The following is a 19,781-nucleotide window of genomic DNA, read 5'->3' on the forward strand; positions in this document are numbered from 1 at the left end:
CTGGCATAGATGGCTGATACTAAATTAATTACTTAATCTAATATTATACAATCTATCTGCGTAACAGCTTAACACATACCATTAATGGGCAAAGAGTGATTAGTTTTTAGTTGTCAGTTAACGCCGATATAGTGGGCAACTTAAACGAAATTATTAAAACTTTTAACTGTTTATTGATAACTGTTAAATAAGTAACTAGCAATTTGGTATCTGCAAAATATAGGTTATAAAGCAATACGGTTCAGTTAAGGGTAAAAACTAAAAGTTGTGTAGGTTGGGTTGAGGAACGAAACCCAACATTATTAACCATTTGTTGGGTTTCGCTATTGCTCAACCCAACCTACTATTTTTCTTAACTGAACCGTATTGGGTTATAAAGATTGCAATCACGTATGTACAGATATGAAAAAGTCCGCTTTCGCGGACTTAAATAAGGGCTTCTGTCACTTTTTCGGCTACAATCATGTATGAATCATGATGCTTTTATTGTTGATGATTGAGCAAAAAAAATCAAGATATCTCAGCTAAATTAATGGACATATTTACTGGAATTATATCTTTTCTAAAACAATCAAAATAATTATATATTAATTGGAAGACATTTTATTGTTATTTCATAAAACAGAGTTTTGCAATAGCATAAACTAACTAGTTTATATAATTATATTTGGACAAAATACAGAGATATATGTCTTTTTAAAGTTCAATATTTACAAGGTTTTTAGATTAAAAAGGTAAAGGTGGTCAGGTATTACAGCCCCAGGAATGAATTCCCAATCCTGGGGTTTTATTATGCGATCGCACAAAAAAGCGGATTTAAAAAATGCCTCCCCAACAAAAGAGAAGTTTGCCTTGTTTTTACAGCGTTTATCATACCTACTCTTCGGTATAGCGGCGCGGCGTATAAACCCAGAGATTACCATCGCTACGCTTGATGGTTCGGGTTTTTGTGGAACCAACGAGAATAATTGTCCGCATATCAGCGCTGGCTGGTGCTAACTGGTCAAGTGCGATCGCTTTCACAGTCTGTCCTGGTCTGCCGAGATTCCGCGCCAATACAACTGGGGTATCTGGTGTTCTATGGCGCAGCAAAATATTTCTCGCTTCTGCCAGTTGCCAAGTCCGCTCTTTAGAAACAGGATTGTAGAAAGCAATGACGAAATCAGCCTCGGCAGCAGCAGTAATTCGTTGTGCGATCGCAGACCAAGGCTTCAAGATATCAGACAGGGAAATAGCACAGAAGTCATGTCCAAGGGGCGCACCAATGGCTGCTGCTGCTGCCTGCATAGCTGAGATACCTGGTGCTACATGAATGTCAATACTGTCCCATTCGGGTTTAGCATAGCGATCGCATACTTCAAAAACTGCTGTTGCCATTGCATAGATACCAGGATCACCAGATGAAACCACAGCTACATATCGCCCAGATGCTGCCAAATCAAGGGCCATTTTTGCCCGTGCCTCTTCTTCGCGGTTGTCAGACTCATGCCGTTGCTTGCCGTTAGCCAGAGAACCGATTAAATCTAAATAAGTTTTATAACCCACGAGGTCAGTTGCCGACTTGAGTATCTCCTTCACTTCGGGAGACATCCATTGCTCCCCACCAGGCCCCGTACCAATAATCGCTAATCGTCCGCGTGGCTGACCAATGGTGTTGGGGTCAATTGGTTGGGGGGCAATAGCGATCGCTATGTTGGGAGATGACGAAGATAAGGGGGATGTGCCTGTGGCTGCGATCGCAGCAGCTTGGGCGGGGCTATAACCTTGTGATAACAGACTTTCTAGCTGATTTGGGGTAAAAAAGCGGGCAGGCACTCCCAAGGCGCTAGCTACAGCATGAATTGCGGGCTCGGCTGCAACACTGACAGGTGCAAATATCCCGGCGACTGATGTTTTTTCTAGTTTGGCATCAACTAGTAGCTGCTGTACTAAAGCGACTGCATCATCAATGAAGAGGCAGGGGGACGGGGGCAGGGGGCAGGGGGCGGGGGGAGGGGGGATGGAATTTTCCCCTTTTCTCCCTACTCCCTGCTCCCCTGCCTCTTGTTGAATGGTGTCATTAATTGCGATCGCTACAGTTTTTGGGTGATACACAAGACAGTTAGCAGTAGGAGTTACCAAACGTTCCGTAACTTGAATGGTTAAATCTCCCTTTGCATCTATGGGTAATTTACTATCGCTCAACCAAGGCGCTATGCCTTCTAGTCTGACTTCTGCCCCAGCTAGCACATCTGAAATAAATTTCTTAGCATCGTCTGGGTTTGCTAAACGGTATCCGTGGGGAGGAGACAAGAGCGTTGTACCCAAACGTAAATCACCTGTAGTCGTAATTGCAGGTTTGACATCAAGCGCTTCGGCAATACGGCGGGCCAAATCGTTTACCCCACCAAGTCCGCCCAAGAGGGGGACAACAGCACTACCATCTTCGGCTACAGCTAACACAGGTGGTTCTTGTTGTTTATCCGAAATTAGGGGAGCTAACGTCCTAATTAAAATGCCGGCGGCACAAATGCCAATTAGTGGCGTTCCCTGGGCAAATAACTCGCGTAACGTCTCGCCAAAATTAGTAAAGCTGACATCAACTCCCGATGTGCGACCCACTAGACCGTATAGCGTCGCCCCTGGTATAACGCTGATTATTTTGCGTGCTACTGTCACGCTATTTTGACCTAGTATTACAATGGCGGGTGCAACGTTCATCATCATAAGTAGATATCTTGCAAAATTCGATATCCTTCAAATGAAACCACACATTTAGTCATGAAAAAATGATCGCTGTCGCTCAATACTTATGCTGACTTGATTAGAATGGGTTTCCTTTTTCAAATCTTTGTCGTTGCAATGCTTCTTCGTACCACTCTAATTCATCCAAAAATTGACCGACTTTCTTTGTCAAAGCGATCACCTGTGAAGCACCTGCTTCATCCAGAGAGTCCCCAATTTTGGAGATGGAAAAAATACTTGAAATCGTAGGCATTCCCATCTCTGACAGAAAAGAACGTAACTGTACGGCTGCCCGCACTCCTCCAAAGCCACCAACTGAGTAAGAAACAATACCAGCCGGACGGAAAAAGTATTCTTCTAGATAGTGATCCATCAGGTTGCTTAACCCTGGCTGAATGGAATGGTTATACTCTCCCGCAACAACTACAAAACCGTCTGCTGTTCGGATATGGTCTGCCAGTTCTTCCATCTTTGCAGGAGCCTGACCTGTATCATACTCCTTATACATTCGGTCTAAAATGCCAAAGTCATACTCCTTTGCATCCACAAAAATCACCTTATGGTTCCTTTGCTTAAGCTGATTAATCATGAATCTAACAGCTTTGATGCCCTGGCGATCGCTCCTGTAGGAACCATAAAAGATTACTGTTTTGAAGCTCATGATAAATGATTTTGAACAACATCTAGCCACAAGTTGAATTTACCATCTACTTACAGCGTCAGATAGCGACAAGCCGATGTGCATTTAGGTATTTGGGTAATTAGGGCTACGCCTACGCATTTCCTGAAATTAAAAAGTGCGTAGGCGTAGCCCGTCATAGACATTGCTGCTTGTTTCAATTAGCTTTCCGCTCTTTGAGGACTTGATCTAGCAAACTTCTCGCAGGTTGGGCTTTAGCCAACGCTATTTGATGGTCATTATAAGCCCGAACAAGGCGAGAAAGACTGCTCACACCTGCCTTGAGTTGCTCAAGTTCTTCACCAGCAACCAGTTCTCCATCCAGCATCCGCCCTATTAACGGTTTGATATCGCCCACTTCCTGCCGGACTTTTTGGAGCTTTTCTAGGCTACTCAGCAAGGTTTTGAGTGAGTTCAAGATGTCGTCAATATCTTGCACATCCTCTACTTGTTCCGGCAAATCTTCAACTGTCACTGTATCTTCATCTGAGATTGTAGGCAATTCCTGTGCAGACATTTCAGTTTGAACCCCGTTTGACCGTGCCATTGACGCTTCCTCAAGGAATTTTCCTTAGTGTATCGCTGATTTAGCAGATGTTAAGCAATTTCGCCATAGCCAATCGTTGCAGTTTACCGGTAGCACCACGAGGTAGTTGCTCTAAAATGTGAACTTGCTTCGGAACTTTGAAGTCTGCCAACATAGTTGAACAGTGAGCTAAAAGTTCTTTTTCGCTAGCTTCTCCCTTGAGAACAACAGCAGCGTGGATATCTTCACCTAAAGATTTGTGGGGGACAGCAAAAGCTAAAGCTTCGGCGACGGCGGGATGGCGCAACAAAACATCATCCACTTCTAAGGGAGAAATTTTTTCCCCACCCCGGTTAATTAATTCTTTAATGCGTCCAGTTAAGCGGAGATAACCATCTGCATCCACAGTACCTTGATCTCCAGTGCGGAACCAACCGTTGACAAAAGCTGTGGCGTTGGCTTCTGGGTTGTTTTCGTAGCCATCGATGACATTTGGTGCTTTTACCACCACCTCACCCAAGCTTCCTTGAGATAATAGGTTGCCTTCGGAGTCCATAATGCCAACATCCACACCAAAGCCATAACCTACACTACCTGCTTTTCTGACTTTTGGTGGTAGGGGGTTGGTAGTCATTAAGTGGGATGCTTCAGTCATGCTGTAAGATTCCACCACGGGAGCATTAAGAGTTGCCTCCATCTGTTCAATAATAATTGGGGGCAAGGAGGCGCTACTAGAGCGAATGAAACGAAAGCGATTAGCTTTGACAATTTCTGTGTTGCGGCTAGCGCGGGCTAAAATTGTCTGGTGCATAGTTGGCGCTGCGGAGTACCAGGTAGGTTTGTAGGTATCTACGAGTTTCCAAAACTCCAGGGCATTAAAACCATTAGGACAAATTAGTGTGCCGCCCGATGCTAGGGTTGACAGCAAACAGCCTACCAATCCGTGAACGTGGAACAGGGGCATTAAGCAAAGTGTAGTGTCAGCTGCGGTGAGTGAATAAGCACCAATGATGTTGTTGGCTGAGGCGATTAAGTTGCGATGACGAATCGGCACACGCTTCGGACGGCTGGTAGTACCGCTAGTGTGGAGAATCATTGCCAAATCGTCGGCGTTAGGGGCTGCGGGATTCGAGGATTCTATTGGTTTTGAGCCTGTTTTGACTAATTCAAAGCTCAATGTGCCGTCAGTATTTACCTTGGCATTAATCAGCATCATATTGGGTGTGACGGCGGCAATAGCTGCTTCTGGTTCTTCAGACAAGGTAATCAGTGCATTTGCTTGAGTATCTTCGTAGTAGAAGGCAAATTCGTCTTGTTTGTATTTAGGATTTAGGGGTGCAGCAGTACCACACAAGGCGGCAGCCAAAAAGGTAATAGCCATTGGTGAACCGTTAGTCATGGCAATGGCAATGCGTTCGCCCTTGGCGTTGGCGGAGCCATCGCCCCGTGTCAATCCAAAGCTGTTGAGTTGGTATACTAAGCCAATAATATTCTCGCGCAATTGCTTATAGGTTAGCGATCGCCCCCCAGGTGTAACGAGGGCTAAATGATTGTCTTCCCCTGCTAAAAGCTCAAATAAGTTCATTAAAAACCTCCAGATTAGTAAAATTGGGCATTGTTTATTAATGCTTCTCCCTCATTCCCTTCTTTTTATTAAAAAGTATTGTGCTTTTGTATAATATCAACCATTATTTGCTTTCTTTTGTTAGTAAGTTGACGGCAAAAAACAAGAGCTAAAATTAAGTAAATAGTGTATCTGTCGTTACTAGAAATCAGAAAAATATTTTTCAGCAACTAAACCCCATTGATAAAATATGGATCGTCGGAATTTTCTAAAGTATGTCACTTTAGCAGGCTCTAGTTTTGCTTTAACGAGTTGTGTTCAAGGCAAAAATTCCAAATTGCAGGGTGAGGTGTCTCCCTCAGCGTCGCCTGTGGCGGTAAATGAACCTCTCAAGGTAGGATTTGTTTATGTGGGGCCTGTGGGTAATTTTGGTTGGACTTATGCCCATGATTTAGGTCGCAGAGATATGGAAGCCAATCTTAACGATAAGGTAAAAACGACCTTTGTCGAAAATGTCAATGAAGGTGCTGACGCTGAAAGGATGATTCGCCAACTAGCATTAGATGGTAACAAGTTGATTTTTACCACTTCCTTTGGGTACATGAACCCAACAATTAAAGTCGCCAAAGACTTTGGTGATGTTATCTTTGAACACTGTGCAGGATACAAACGTGCTGCCAATGTCGGCACTTATCTAGGACGCTTTGAAGAACCGCGTTACTTAACCGGCATGATTGCTGGCAAAATGACAAAATCAAATATAGTTGGTTTTATTGGCGCATACCCAATTCCAGAGGTAATTCGGGGAATCAGTGCCTTCACACAAGGAATGCGGCTAACAAATCCCCAAGCAAAACTTAAGGTACTTTGGGTACAAAGTTGGTACGATCCAGCTAAAGAAAGAGAAGCAGCTATTGCTTTGGTCAATTCAGGTGCAGATGTACTGACGCAGCATACCGACTCTGGCGCTGTTGTCCAATTAGCTGAGGAAAAAGGCATTTATGCTTTTGGCTACAACAGTGATATGAGTAAGTTTGCTCAAAAAGCCCACCTGACATCAGTTATTAACAAATGGGGCAAATTCTATACAGATAAAGCCTTGGCTGTAATGAGTAATACCTGGAAATCTCAAAACGTTTGGGATGGCATTGGTGAAGGAATGGTGGATATTTCTCCGATGAATCAGGCGATTCCGGTAGATGTACAACAACTGGTGAATGCGAAGCGCGATGAGTTTATTCAGGGTACTGCACATCCTTTTGATGGCCCGGTGAAAGACCAAAAAGGGGTGGTGCGAGTGCCAAATGGTAAGGTGTTGGAAGATCGAGAACAATTGGCGATGGATTGGTATGTTGAGGGAGTTGAAGGGTCAATTCCCAAGAAGAAACTATAGTAAGCAATTCAAAATCACCGTTAGCGATCGCGTTTTGTAAAGAAACGGCAATCATAGGAGAAGTTCAGATCCTACCCTACAAATTATCTATAGATCCACGCGATCGCAAACTGCCATAAAGAGTTAATAGTTAAAAGTTAGGAGTTGGGAGTTATTCTTTTCATCTCACTCATCCTCCCACTCTGTCTACTATTACAAGAGGTAAAGATTAAGTAGCAACTTTGGCAACTGCGGAGACAATGTAGAGTATCTCCTATTGAAGAAGAATTCTGACTCCTGAATTCTGTTCAATAATTTAGCAAAGTTATAAGCATTGGAGCAAAGCAAATGAATGCTAAACTGATCGCTTTCTCTGGCTTTGTGACGGTATTTTTGGGTGCAGGAATTGGTTTTATTGCTGCTAATTTACTTCCTTGCCCCTACACAAGTCAAATGTATCAAGATTTGGAGCAAAAATACGTCCTTGTGGGTGCAGTTGCTGGTTTGCTAATTGGTTCTAGTCAGGAAATAATTAGAGAACTCAAGCAAGAGCGGGATGCGGAAGAAGACTTGCTCCAGGATTTGAACAAAGCTATTCACTCAAGTAAAAATCAAAAAAATTACTGAGATATTAGTGTAAGACATTGTTTTTTTATTTCCTACATAACAACAGGTTAATAAGGTGCCAGCAGTTTAAAAGTTGCGCTGGCTAAATTTTCATCCAAAAATTTGACACATAAAAAGGGGGTGAGAGTCAAATTGGAAACCCCCTCTTTTTCAATACTCATTACTGCTGATACCAATTCTATGTGAAGCTGTGCTTTATTTACGTAGGGACAATTCATGAATTGCCCCTACTCTCTTCACTTCTTTAGGAAAGGCTGTGCGAACAATTTTAAATTGCTAATAGTTTTGTTAAATTAGCAGTAGCAGAGTTATGAATTAAAAACTTTCTTCAAATTTTCTGGCTGCGTTACTGCTAAATATTGAGCCGACATTTCCGGTGTAAGTAGTTCTATCATGACTGTGTTTTCTAACCAGAACTCCATAACATCAAAAAAAGAGTCGCGATTACAACGTAACACTCTCCAACCTTCACGTTTACCAATTAACTCAATTTTTTCTTGACTAGAAGAAACTGAAATTGCTGCATGAGTAGCTGTGAACCCAGAAGGAGTGGGATTTTCTGCAAATGTACATTGGTTATCTCCTTCACCAGGCATTAGCTGAGTTTTTAACGGGTAAACTTCAATCCCTGTTCCATGTTCGTCAAGGGGAAAAACCATATAGCTGCCTGGGTGAGGGAAAAAGGGAAAAGCCTGGCCATTCAAGACTTCAGCTAGAACTTCGGCAACGTGCTGAGGGTTTTTAACAGAAATAGATATGTGATGAATCATACTTAATTACCTCGTACCCCATAATCATGATGGGGTTTATAAATTTTTGTTTTGTGGAGTGCTTATCTTCCACGAGTAGCTTGATTATTTTTCACCTCATTTTGATTAATTTATGCAGAGATTGACATCCTCCCCGCCGTAAACGGTCGGGGATTCCAAGAATCACTCCTTGGGTTTCCTCTTTCCACGACCCGACTTACTTGGAGGAGTTTCCCCACCCAGGCAATGCGTCGATGTCTCCAGAGGCGTTAGTTCCGACGTGACCCGCCGTAGACCCAATTTTTCGGTAAAATAAATTTCTTTTTCACTGAATTTGCAAAACCTCACTTTTATTGCTCTCTCCTGGTAAGTGATGATTTACACACAAGTCTTGTAGTGTTATCCCAGACGCTTTTATTGAAAGCGACGGGAAACTTCATCCTAAGAGTGGGTGGAGTTCTTCATATCCCCCCAACCCAAGCTACTTTGGCATCTATCGCTATGATTTATGGCGATACTGGAGCCTAACACCGCAGTGGAAGAGGGCGATCGCTCCCTTTGTAATATGCCAAATTTTAAATAACTTCTCTCGTTGGGGTGGGTTTTTATTGATGCGATCGCGTTTCTTCTACAAAATTCCCTAGTATTATATAGAAAATTGGTATTATCACTAATCATGTAATTTGTCAAATAGCCATGCCAAAGCCCCATCAACATCATTAACTTGCTCTCCTGGCGGTATGGCTGGACGATTTACCATCACAACCTTCACGCCCAGTTCTCGCGCTGCAATAATCTTGGGCTTTGTGGCATTGCCGCCGCTATTTTTACTTACTATGGTATCAATCTTGTTATCAATCAGGATTTGCCTTTCATTATTAAGGGTAAAGGGCCCGCGATCGCACAATACCATCCCCGGTGGTACTAAGGCATCATTAGTAGGAGGGTCAATCATCCGCATCAAAAACCAAATTTCCTCTAGATGAGCAAAGGTGGCGAGTTCTTGTCTGCCAACCGTCAAAAATACCCGATGTGCTTGATTTGCTACAGATGTGGCGGCGGCTTCAACGCTCTCAACTTCAATCCAGCGATCGCCACTTCCTTTTTCCCAGGGCGGGCGTATTAACATCAGACGGGGTACTCCGACTTCCTTTGCGGCATCTGCTGCATTGAAAGAAATTTGACTAGCAAAAGGATGGGTTGCATCAATTAATAAGTCGATTTGCATTACTCGCAAATAGTTAGCCAATCCACCCACACCACCAAAGCCTCCAACCCGTAAATCGCCCAACGGAACTGAGGGTTCACGGGTGCGACCGGCTAGAGACGTGATTGCATCTAACCCTTGGATAGTCGCAACTCTGGCAGCTAGTTCTGCGGCATTTCCCGTACCACCCAGAATCAAAACGCGCATTAGTGAGATAAAGGTGGAATCTTTGCTAAAATGCCCTTCTTCAGGGCTTCTGGACGCTCTGACCAAGGCAGCAAACCATCTGCTTTGGCATAGTATTGACTAGCACATTTTAGTACCGCAGATGCACTATCATCAACGGCTAAATCACCAAATAAATATGTTAATTTACCTTTGGCAGCAAAGGCAACCACACAGGAACGATTACAAGCACTCATGCATTCAACTTCTTGAATTTGGAATTTATCTCGCAACTCCCAATCTTGTGCAAGCTGCTGAAGTTGGTGTAGAAGTTTTTCACCCCCACTTTCACCTAAGCGTTTTCCGTCTTGCCAAACGCTAGCACAAGTTTTGCAAACAAATAAAGTATGGTCAGCAACACCCAAGGGATTCATTGGGGAAATATTTACATTAGTAGTCATCTGTACCTCGCAGATATGTGGAACTAGTAAAACTATTTCGGCGGGCATCCTGACTTACTCAATTTGGGATTTTAGATTACATCTCAAATTGGTTTACAGTTGCGGGACAGCGCCGGATTTGCACCGAACTTTCCCCGTTACCTCTGGTAGCTGCTCCCTACCAGAACCGAATAACCTTATCGATCATACACTAGGGTCATCTAAGAAAAGGATATTACCCATGCAACAAAATTATAAAAATCAGCTTCTAAATTTTTCAACCACTAAAAACTTTATTTTATAGGTTTGTATCGCAATGGATTTTTTGACAATTCTAGGATTAGCGGCTGCCACAATAACCACAATCTCTTTTTTGCCACAGATGTTTCAAACATGGCAAACAAAATCAGCAAAAGATGTTTCTTTTTTAACGCTGATTACATTCATAACTGGAATTTTTTTGTGGTTAATTTATGGAATATATCTACAATCCTTACCAATTATTCTTGCTAATAGCGTGACATTGCTTTTTAACTTGATAATTCTATGGCTTAAAATTAAATATAGATAACCCTGCTCATAACTAAAACCTCTGACAGGATAAAAAGGATATATTCTGTGAATAGCAGGAACAAAAACAATTAATGCTGCCTGTATATAACCTGAGTCTAACTGTATTAATTACGAATTATCATGACATCATCTGTATTTGACTCTGAACGCCTGCTGTTCACCCCCACCACCCCAGACACCAACGCTATCCCCATAATCTTCGCCTTTCCCAATGAATATAGCGTAGGCATCACTAGCCTTGGCTATCAGGTAGTTTGGGCAACCTTGGCAATGCGTGATGATGTGCAGGTGAGTCGCCTGTTTACAGATACTCACGAACAACTCCCCAGAACGCCAGAAATTGTGGGATTTTCGATTTCCTGGGAACTGGATTATGTGAATATTTTAAATTTGCTGGAATCTTTAGAAATTCCTATTCAAGCAACTTCTCGTGATGATTCTCATCCCATAATTTTTGGTGGTGGTCCCGTTCTCACAGCTAACCCAGAACCTTTTGCAGATTTTTTTGATGTAATTTTACTAGGAGATGGCGAAAACCTACTGGGAAATTTTATTGAGGCGTACAAAGAAGTAAGAAATGCTTCTAGACAAACTCAACTAAAAAGACTTGCACAAATCCCAGGAATTTATATTCCCAGTTTGTATGAAGTCGAATACCACACAAAAGATGGTGCAATAAAGTCAATTAAACCAATTTCTTCCGAAATTCCCGCAGTAGTGCAAAAGCAAACTTATCGCGGAAATACTCTATCAGCTTCGACTGTAGTCACCGAAAAAGCCGCATGGGAAAATATTTACATGGTGGAAGTGGTGAGAAGTTGTCCAGAAATGTGCCGCTTTTGTTTGGCAAGTTATCTCACACTGCCTTTTAGAACAGCGAGTCTGGAAGATTCCTTAATTCCAGCGATCGCAAAAGGCTTAGAAGTCACAAATCGGCTAGGATTATTGGGGGCTTCTGTAACTCAGCATCCAGAGTTTGAAGCTTTGCTAGATTATATAAGTCAGCCAAAGTACGATGATGTTCGTCTCAGTATTGCCTCAGTGCGAACCAATACTGTAACAGTCCAGTTAGCAGAAACTTTGACAAAACGAGACACGCGATCGCTTACCATTGCAGTAGAAAGTGGTTCTGAGAAAATCCGGCAAATCGTCAACAAAAAGCTGCATAACGACGAAATTATCCAAGCTGCGATAAATGCCAAAGCTGGCGGATTAAAAAGCTTGAAACTCTACGGAATGGCAGGAATTCCTGGTGAAGAAGCAGAGGATTTAGAGCAAACGGTGACGATGATGCGTAGTATCAAAAAAGCTGCACCAGGATTACGCCTAACATTTGGATGCAGCACCTTTGTACCCAAAGCACACACACCGTTTCAATGGTTTGGCGTGAATCGGCAAGCAGAAAAGCGGTTACAGTTTTTGCAAAAACAGCTAAAACCGCAGGGGATAGAGTTTCGCCCAGAAAGCTATAATTGGTCGATTATACAAGCTTTGTTATCGAGAGGCGATCGCAGACTCTCTCAACTTCTTCTGATGACTCGTGACTTTGGCGACTCCTTGGGTAGCTACAAACGTGCTTTCAAGCAACTCAAAGGGCAAATCCCTGACTTAGATTTCTACGTCCACGCTGATTGGTCTATAGAACAAGTATTACCTTGGAACCACTTGCAAGGGCCTCTACCACAGTCTACACTACTAAAGCATTTGGCTGATGCTCAGAGTTATATCAACCCATCTCCAAAAGAACTACAGCCGTTAGTGGGCAGTAGGGACTAGGGACTAGGGACTGGGGATTAAGGACTAAGATTAAAATTTAATGCCCAATTCCCAATTCCCAATGCCCAATGCCCAATTCCCAATCCTGAAAACTTGATGCAAAACACAGCTGAGTATTACTGCGCCTATTGCGGCGAACCAAACTTAACTTTTATTGATTTGAGTGCTGGAGGACAGCAATCTTATGTAGAAGATTGCCAAGTTTGCTGTAACCCAAATATTTTGTATGTGCGGGTTGATGAAGATACCCTAGATATCGAGATTGATACAGAATCAGAAAGTTGAATTTTAGGTTTTTCTTTCCATGCTGCACTTTAAACATTCCTCAGTAATTGATGCGCCACCAGAAGTAGTTTGGAAATTTCACGAAAGGCCAGACATTTTGCAAATGCTGAATCCACCTTGGCAGCCAGTTCAAGTGGTTCGTCGTGAAGGGGGACTGAACGTGGGCGCTATCACAGAATTTCGCCTGTTTCTCGGCCCATTACCATTAACTTGGCTAGCGCGTCATACTGAATGCGACAAATATCGCCTGTTTACCGACGAACAGATATCTGGCCCCTTTGAGTCTTGGGTACATCGACATGAATTTGAACCGGAAGCCGGCAAAACTAGGCTGACTGATGCTATTTCCTTCTCCATGCCTGGTGGAGGAACAGTTGAATTTGTCAGTGGTTGGTTAGTGCAAGCGCAATTAGAAGCAATGTTTCGTTATCGCCACTATGTAACCAAACGAGAATGTGAGTCACGATAGCAAAATGTGCTGAAAAATACAGTTATCTCAAAATTACAAGTTTATTCACTCCAAATCTGTACCAATGTAAAAGGCCGCTTTTTCTAACGAGAAAATGTCTTTAGCTCGAACTTTGGAACAGTGGCGTGGCTATAGTAAGTTTCGGCATTTACTTGCACTGTAGCTTTAAAAACTACAGTGCAACACGGTAATTAATGAACATAATTCACCGTTTTACCGCTAATTATTGCATGAATGCCCTTTCCTAATGCTTCATCTGTTTAGAAATTACCAGATAGAAACACTGCTTTCAGTAAGTATTGAATTTATTAGAGTTCTTATTTATACTTTGATGTCTCAACTGAAAACAGTTTTGGGTATAGCGGTTGTATGTGTAATAATAGTTAAAGTATCTTAATGTTTGTACATATTATTAGAGTATTGGCATTGTCCAATTCAAAACACTGACCACTAATAGAGTTTTCTGGATGGTGGTTAGTGCTTTTTGTCGTGACTATATTCTAGGAATTTTCATCTGAATACTAGGCGGAGTAAAAGCGTGATTCAATTAGAACAACCACCCAATCATCAAACAAAACTGACTACAGCAGTGAAAAATAAATCTCAGTTTAAGGGAATTTTCATTGCTATCATCATTGTTGCAACATGGGTCATTAGCCTGAGTTTATTACTTTCCCTTGACATCTCTAACTTAACATTTTGGATACTATTTCCTAGCATACTTTGGCAAACATTTTTATATACAGGATTATTTATTACATCTCATGATGCTATGCATGGGGTAGTGTTTCCCCAGAACACCAAAATTAATCATTTGATTGGGACATTAACCTTATCTTTATATGGTCTTTTACCATATAAAAAATTATTAAGAAAACATTGGATACACCACCACAATCCAGCAAGCCAAATAGACCCAGATTTCCATAACGGGAAACACAAAAATTTCTTCGCGTGGTATTTTCATTTTATGAAGGGTTACTGGAGTTGGGGACAAATCATCGCCTTGACTATTATCTATCACTTTAATAATCACGTCCTCCATATACCCACTGCTAATTTAACGTACTTTTGGGTGATTCCTTCGCTTTTAAGTTCATTTCAATTATTTTATTTTGGTACTTTTCTACCTCATAGTGAACCCATAGGAGGTTATATTCAGCCTCATCGTTCCCAAACAATTAACCGTCCAATTTGGTGGTCATTTATCACGTGCTATCATTTTGGCTACCACGAGGAACATCACGAGTATCCACATGTCACTTGGTGGCAGTTACCAGAAATTTATAAAACAAAATAGTTCTCGTTTATCTAAATATCTTGGCAACAAGAATAACACGGTAATCTCTAGCATTACCAAATCATTTTTTAAAATTTCTGTTGATTCTTCTCTCTGTGCCTCTGTGGTTCGTTAAAAAATAATTATTACAACTCAGATAGAATTGCTATATATAGCTTGAACAAGGCATTCTTTGAGATTATCCTGATTATGCCAATTAATAATTCTCGTCTTGTCACCTATAGCCCTGCTTATACAATCGTTCCCACTTACGAATGCTTTAATCGGTGTAGTTACTGCAACTTTCGTAGTGAACCAGGTAAAAGTCCCTGGATGAGTATTTCAAATGCGAAAAGTATTTTAAAACTAATTCAAAGCGAAAAAATCTGCGAAATCCTCATACTCAGTGGTGAAGTACATCCCCATTCGTCAAGGCGTGAGGCGTGGTTCGAGCGAATTTATGATTTGTGCGAGTTAGCGCTTGCAATGGGGTTTTTACCACACACGAATGTGGGGCCATTGAGTTTTGAGGAAATGCAAAAACTCAAGTCTGTTAATGTTTCGATGGGGCTGATGTTGGAACAGTTAACGCCAACATTGTTAAATAGTGTACATCGACACGCACCGAGTAAATTACCAGAAGTTCGTTTACAACAATTGCAATGGGCGGGAGAGTTACAAATTCCCTTTACAACTGGGTTACTTTTGGGAATTGGAGAAACTGTTAATGATTGGTGGGAAACCTTAGAAGCTATATCTGACTTGCACCAAAGTTACCATCATATTCAAGAAGTTATCTTGCAACCTCATAGTCCAGGAAATCAGCAAACTTTTGATGCACCTCCTTTTAATCCCCATCAATTACCAGAAGTAATTGCTAAAGCCCGTGAGATTTTATCGGCAGATATTACTATTCAAATTCCGCCAAATTTAGTTAAGGATGACTGCTGGTTACTCGCTTGTATCGAAGCAGGTGCGCGAGATTTGGGCGGAATTGGGCCAAAAGATGAAGTGAATCCTGATTATCCCCATATTCAGGAACAGGCTTTGAGAAATATTTTACAACCTGCGGGGTGGGAATTAGTGACGCGATCGCCAGTTTATCCGCAATTTGATAGCTGGCTATCGGAAGAATTACAAACAGCAGTGAAGCGATCGCGGAATGCTATGTTATTGGTTTAGCATTGTTAGACCCATACCACTAAAACAGCTTCAAATCAAGACTATGGGTGACAAATTCCCAATGCATCCCTCAAAAGATATAGATGGCAGCCTAAACCCTGTTGTAAAATAGACATAAGAAGGATTTGGGGGGCCATTTACTGGTCATAAACGCCTATAGAAACTATCTTCGGAAATCTCCAAGGTTTAAAGTCCAGCCAGCTGAAACAACTACAGCGGCTGTATCACCAGCGTATACCAGGCGATCGCATCACCACGCCTGAGTTTTCCCAGCGTCTGGCAGCAATTAGCACAGAAGTCAATCAGCCTGTGTGCGCCTATATCAACCGACGCGGACAAGTGATTCGCGTCGGGGTAGGCACACCGCGTCAAACACAAATACCACCGATGGAATTGCCCCGTTACGGTGCAGAACGACTCAGTGGTATTCGTTGTATTGCCACCCATCTGAAGCCAGAACCGCCAAATGAAGCGGCACTCACGGCTATGGCCCTGCAACGTTTAGATGCCCTAGTTGTCCTAAACATTACCGGAACAGGATTTACACGGCGGGGAGGCGGTGCGACTGGATATGTTAAAGAAGCTTATCTAGCTCACCTAATACCCCAAGAGTCTCGCACCCTGATTACCAGTCCTGCTGCTTTTAAAGTAGAGGATAACCAAATTCCAACCCCAAGTTGGAATATATCGCCACCTATGGGCTTGGATGATTTGGCAGACCAGGATTTAGTAGACTTGGTAGAAAATCTGGAAGCAGAATTCCAGCGCGAATTTATCGCCCAGGAAGTAGACGCTGACCACGATCGCGTGCTAATTGTGGGGCTGATGACCAGTGAGACAACTCCCCTACAATTCCAAGATACCCTAGTTGAATTGGCACGTTTAGTTGATACTGCTGGGGGAGATGTATTACAGACAATACAACAAAAGCGATCGCGCATTCATCCCCAAACAGTAGTTGGCGAAGGTAAAGTACAAGAAATTGCCCTAACTGCCCAAACATTAGGAGTCAATCTCGTCGTCTTCGACCGCGACCTCTCACCCTCCCAAGTCCGCAACTTAGAAATGCAAATTGGTATCCGGGTAGTTGACCGCACCGAAGTAATTTTGGATATCTTTGCTCAACGCGCTCAATCCCGTGCTGGTAAATTGCAAGTAGAACTAGCACAGCTAGAATACATGCAACCCCGACTGGCTGGTAGAGGCCGCACCATGTCCCGATTGGGTGGTGGTATAGGGACTCGTGGCCCTGGTGAAACAAAATTAGAAACTGAACGCCGTGCCATTGGGCAGCGGATTTCCCGACTGCAAAAAGAAGTAACGCAGTTGCAAGCCCATCGTTCGCGGTTACGGCAACGACGGCAACATCGGGAAGTTCCCTCAGTAGCTTTGGTTGGATATACTAACGCTGGCAAGTCTACCCTGTTGAATGCTCTCACTAATGCAGAAGTTTATACAGCCGACCAATTATTTGCCACCCTCGATCCTACCACCCGCCGCCTGGTGATTCCTTATGGCGAAACCAATGAACATCAGGAAATTCTGATTACAGATACGGTAGGGTTCATACACGAACTGCCTGCATCATTAATGGATGCCTTCCGCGCCACCTTGGAGGAAGTCACAGAAGCCGATGCCCTACTACACTTGGTGGATTTGTCTCACCCAGCTTGGTTACGTCATATTCGCTCAGTCAGAGAAATCTTGGCGCAAATGCCAATAACTCCTGGCCCGGCGCTAGTGATTTTTAACAAGATCGATCAAGCAAATAGTGAGACACTAGCTTTAGCTAGAGAAGAATTCCCCCTAGCGGTATTTATTTCAGCGAGTCAGCGCTTGGGATTAGAAACCCTACGTCACCGCCTTGCCCAGCTGATTGAATATGCCGTTGACTGTGGTTAAAACTCGAATAGCGAATTCAGTGTCAGCATTTTATATATTTTAGTGTCCTAAATTTTTAACTTTGGGGAAGGCGAAATCGTCTTCCCTTCTTCATTTAATCTTCATCAAATTGTATGGAAAATCATCAGCTTTTCTCGTGAAGCAAATTACCAATCTTCCATATAAATTGATTGATTAAGAAAAAATACTGAAAAATAGAAGCTTAATCAATCAAGCTCATTATGTATAGTTTATCTCAAACAGAAGCATAAGTGTAAATACTTAAAATACTTAATTAATTTGTTAAAAATATGTTGCCTATTCTCAATTTAAAGTTTTAGTTAATCTTAATTCATAAGCTAGACAAGCAATAGTTCCTTATGCCAATTTATACATGAGCGTTTTTCAGAAAAAAGTTATTTTGAGACATTTTAAATGTCTTAAATAGAAAGCAAAGGAGTTTAAAACAAATGTCTCAAAGATATTCCAAGAAAATAGTAGGTTATGCAGCCTACTGTATATCAGCATTAGCTGTGGTGACAGTTTCGCAGATGTCTAGAGCAGATGCAGCATCTCTGAGTTTTTCAGCCACAGGTACTAACCCAATATCAGGTGGAAGCAGCACAGCCCTTGCGGCGAAAGCTGTCTTTGATAATTCAATCGCAGGTAAGTTGACACTGACCCTTACTAATACGGGCCCAGGTGCATCAGCCCCTTCTGATGTTCTAACAGGACTCTTCTGGGATTATGCTGGATCTCCCTTAACAAACTTAACGTTGTCTTCAGCCAAAGCTCCAACCGTAATTACGAATAATGTAACTACCGCAACTAATGTCGATCTTACTAAGGTTGGAGGAAATAAAGTTGAATGGGGTTTTGCTAAGACTACCGCTAGCACTGGACTTGGTGGTGCTGCTGGCGTAGCTAACCCAGTAACTCAGCACTACGGTATTGGTACAGCAGGTTTTGGTATATCCCCAGGTTTCGGTCTTTCGGGTGGACAGCAATTCAATTACGGTATTATTACTGGTTACGATAGTGCAAATCCAGCAGTAAGTGGGGGGACTTTTATCAAAAACTCTGCGACATTCGTTTTTTCAGGGCTACCTACTGGCTTTGATTTAACAAAGATTCAGAATCTTCGTTTTCAGTATGGTACTGCTTTAAATGAGCCTAGTACTTATTATATTGCTCCGCCACCTCCACCTAGAAGAGTACCTGAGTCTAGTGCAACAGTTGCTCTTGGTTTGTTTGCTGTCGGTGTGCTGAGGGTTGCTAAGAAAAAGCCTTTAGTCTTAGCTTAAATCAGAACTTGAGTACTAACTGAAAACTGAGTTACGCCTTATAAGCAATTCTCACAATCAAATAAAAGCCATCCTGTTTAAAAAAAATTGGTATAGAGATAATATCGTTAGTCAAGAGTCCAGACTTTATCTCTTGGCTAATTTTTTTTGGTATAAACCTAGTACCGCAAGGCGGAATTAAAAATTAAAAATTAATATAGCGTAGGCGTTTCGTTGATTTGGAATGGTGAGGCAGTCCGCAGAAAGGGGGTTCCCCCCATGAGGAACTGCCGAACCCGTTAGCGCAGCGTAGAGCTAACTCTTAGAGACGCTCTTGCTAGCTTGCTTCCACGAAGTGGTACGGCATGGCAACGCTATGAGCGAGTCTTCTCCCAAGGGGAGACGCTAAGAGCGAACGAGCGTCAGGGGCTGTTTATTTACGCCGTGCTTTACTAGTTGGTGGCTTCTGAGGATGAAGACCAACCAGGATAGAGCCGCTACAGCCAGTGGCAAAGTTCTAAAATTAAGAAGTATTAAATCAAATTGAGGACATTATGGCTGCAAAAGTAGAAATTTACACCTGGAGGACTTGCCCGTTTTGTATCCGTGCCAAAAGTTTGCTGAAAAACAAGGGGGTTGAATTTACCGAATACAGCATCGACGGAGATGAGGCAGCCAGAAATAAAATGTCTCAAAGAGCAAATGGACGGAGCTCTGTACCGCAAATTTTCATCAATGATAACCATATTGGTGGTTGTGATGATATCCACGCTTTAGACAGTCAAGGCAAGCTGGATGAGCTACTAACTTCCGTGTAAGTTTAAAAGATATTGCACTGGCGACAAGCCACTGCAAATTACACGGCAGTCGCTACAACTCTGTTTACGAAATTTTTCTCGCAAAAGTATCTGTCCACAAGACTTTACCCTCCAGTTTCTACTCAGCAGTACAGATGTACATCAATTAGTAAGATCATCAAGAGATAATAATTGAATAACCA

At 42.4% G+C, this 19,781-nt stretch carries 18 protein-coding genes and 1 riboswitch; of the genes, 11 read left to right on the forward strand and 7 right to left on the reverse strand.

What is annotated here, in order from left to right; translation table 11 throughout:
- Window positions 1–876: 876 nt before the first annotated feature.
- From cobJ to HWQ36_RS08350, 4 genes are all read right to left on the reverse strand, one after another.
- The gene (gene cobJ / locus HWQ36_RS08335) at window positions 877–2,706 is read right to left on the reverse strand and encodes a precorrin-3B C(17)-methyltransferase (RefSeq protein WP_292700515.1); all 1,830 of its coding nucleotides are present in this window, start codon (window positions 2,704–2,706) and stop codon (window positions 877–879) included.
- 97 nt (window positions 2,707–2,803) lie between these two features.
- Entirely contained in the window at window positions 2,804–3,385 is a 582-nt protein-coding gene (locus tag HWQ36_RS08340; protein WP_292700518.1) for an NAD(P)H-dependent oxidoreductase, read from the reverse strand.
- Between the two features lie 175 nt (window positions 3,386–3,560).
- Window positions 3,561–3,950, reverse strand: a complete 390-nt coding sequence (locus HWQ36_RS08345) for a hypothetical protein (RefSeq protein ID WP_292700521.1) — start codon at window positions 3,948–3,950, stop codon at window positions 3,561–3,563.
- A gap of 40 nt (window positions 3,951–3,990) precedes the next feature.
- The gene (locus tag HWQ36_RS08350) at window positions 3,991–5,514 is read right to left on the reverse strand and encodes an acyl--CoA ligase (protein WP_292700524.1); all 1,524 of its coding nucleotides are present in this window, start codon (window positions 5,512–5,514) and stop codon (window positions 3,991–3,993) included.
- A 229-nt stretch (window positions 5,515–5,743) separates the two neighbouring features.
- Between HWQ36_RS08350 and HWQ36_RS08355 the strand changes: the two genes are divergently transcribed.
- Together HWQ36_RS08355 and HWQ36_RS08360 are read left to right on the forward strand one after the other, a co-directional pair.
- The gene (locus HWQ36_RS08355) at window positions 5,744–6,886 is read left to right on the forward strand and encodes a BMP family ABC transporter substrate-binding protein (protein ID WP_292700527.1); all 1,143 of its coding nucleotides are present in this window, start codon (window positions 5,744–5,746) and stop codon (window positions 6,884–6,886) included.
- A 327-nt stretch (window positions 6,887–7,213) separates the two neighbouring features.
- Window positions 7,214–7,492 carry a hypothetical protein gene (locus tag HWQ36_RS08360; RefSeq protein WP_292700529.1) on the forward strand — a complete coding sequence of 93 codons (279 nt, stop codon included), beginning with the start codon at window positions 7,214–7,216 and terminating at the stop codon, window positions 7,490–7,492.
- Window positions 7,493–7,800: 308 nt separating this feature from the next.
- Here HWQ36_RS08360 and HWQ36_RS08365 read toward each other — a convergent pair whose 3' ends face one another.
- From HWQ36_RS08365 to HWQ36_RS08375, 3 genes are all read right to left on the reverse strand, one after another.
- Window positions 7,801–8,262, reverse strand: a complete 462-nt coding sequence (locus HWQ36_RS08365; RefSeq protein WP_292700532.1) for a hypothetical protein — start codon at window positions 8,260–8,262, stop codon at window positions 7,801–7,803.
- 649 nt (window positions 8,263–8,911) lie between these two features.
- Complete coding sequence (locus HWQ36_RS08370; protein ID WP_292700535.1) at window positions 8,912–9,655, reverse strand: cobalt-precorrin-6A reductase; 744 nt, start codon at window positions 9,653–9,655, stop codon at window positions 8,912–8,914.
- Window positions 9,655–10,074 carry a DUF1636 family protein gene (locus HWQ36_RS08375; protein WP_292700536.1) on the reverse strand — a complete coding sequence of 140 codons (420 nt, stop codon included), beginning with the start codon at window positions 10,072–10,074 and terminating at the stop codon, window positions 9,655–9,657. The genes HWQ36_RS08370 and HWQ36_RS08375 overlap by 1 nt, the downstream gene beginning before the upstream one ends.
- Window positions 10,075–10,095: 21 nt before the next feature.
- Window positions 10,096–10,260, reverse strand: a riboswitch (cobalamin riboswitch).
- A 109-nt stretch (window positions 10,261–10,369) separates the two neighbouring features.
- On the opposite strand from HWQ36_RS08375, the gene HWQ36_RS08380 reads away from it, so the two are divergent.
- The 9 genes from HWQ36_RS08380 (at window position 10,370) to grxC (ending at window position 19,599) form a co-directional block, all read left to right on the forward strand.
- Complete coding sequence (locus HWQ36_RS08380) at window positions 10,370–10,624, forward strand: SemiSWEET transporter (RefSeq protein ID WP_292700537.1); 255 nt, start codon at window positions 10,370–10,372, stop codon at window positions 10,622–10,624.
- A gap of 122 nt (window positions 10,625–10,746) precedes the next feature.
- Complete coding sequence (locus tag HWQ36_RS08385; RefSeq protein WP_292700539.1) at window positions 10,747–12,402, forward strand: radical SAM protein; 1,656 nt, start codon at window positions 10,747–10,749, stop codon at window positions 12,400–12,402.
- Between the two features lie 96 nt (window positions 12,403–12,498).
- Window positions 12,499–12,687 (forward strand): CPXCG motif-containing cysteine-rich protein, encoded by a 189-nt coding sequence (locus tag HWQ36_RS08390; protein WP_012411100.1) that lies wholly within the window; start codon window positions 12,499–12,501, stop codon window positions 12,685–12,687.
- Window positions 12,688–12,706: 19 nt separating this feature from the next.
- A complete protein-coding gene (locus HWQ36_RS08395; protein ID WP_292700550.1) occupies window positions 12,707–13,156 on the forward strand; it encodes an SRPBCC family protein in 450 nt (149 codons plus the stop codon).
- 538 nt (window positions 13,157–13,694) lie between these two features.
- Window positions 13,695–14,456 (forward strand): beta-carotene ketolase CrtW, encoded by a 762-nt coding sequence (gene crtW / locus HWQ36_RS08400; protein WP_292700553.1) that lies wholly within the window; start codon window positions 13,695–13,697, stop codon window positions 14,454–14,456.
- 189 nt (window positions 14,457–14,645) lie between these two features.
- Window positions 14,646–15,617 (forward strand): 7,8-didemethyl-8-hydroxy-5-deazariboflavin synthase subunit CofG, encoded by a 972-nt coding sequence (gene cofG, locus HWQ36_RS08405; protein WP_292700555.1) that lies wholly within the window; start codon window positions 14,646–14,648, stop codon window positions 15,615–15,617.
- Between the two features lie 156 nt (window positions 15,618–15,773).
- The gene (gene hflX / locus HWQ36_RS08410; protein WP_292700827.1) at window positions 15,774–17,519 is read left to right on the forward strand and encodes a GTPase HflX; all 1,746 of its coding nucleotides are present in this window, start codon (window positions 15,774–15,776) and stop codon (window positions 17,517–17,519) included.
- Window positions 17,520–17,968: 449 nt separating this feature from the next.
- Window positions 17,969–18,802 carry an XDD4 family exosortase-dependent surface protein gene (locus HWQ36_RS08415; protein WP_292700558.1) on the forward strand — a complete coding sequence of 278 codons (834 nt, stop codon included), beginning with the start codon at window positions 17,969–17,971 and terminating at the stop codon, window positions 18,800–18,802.
- A gap of 533 nt (window positions 18,803–19,335) precedes the next feature.
- On the forward strand, window positions 19,336–19,599 hold the full coding sequence (gene grxC, locus HWQ36_RS08420; protein WP_292700561.1) for a glutaredoxin 3: 264 nt from the start codon (window positions 19,336–19,338) through the stop codon (window positions 19,597–19,599).
- Window positions 19,600–19,781 lie beyond the last annotated feature (182 nt).

Origin of the sequence: Nostoc sp. NMS2, assembly GCF_017115105.1 — a bacterium.
Classification (GTDB): Bacteria; Cyanobacteriota; Cyanobacteriia; order Cyanobacteriales; family Nostocaceae; genus Nostoc.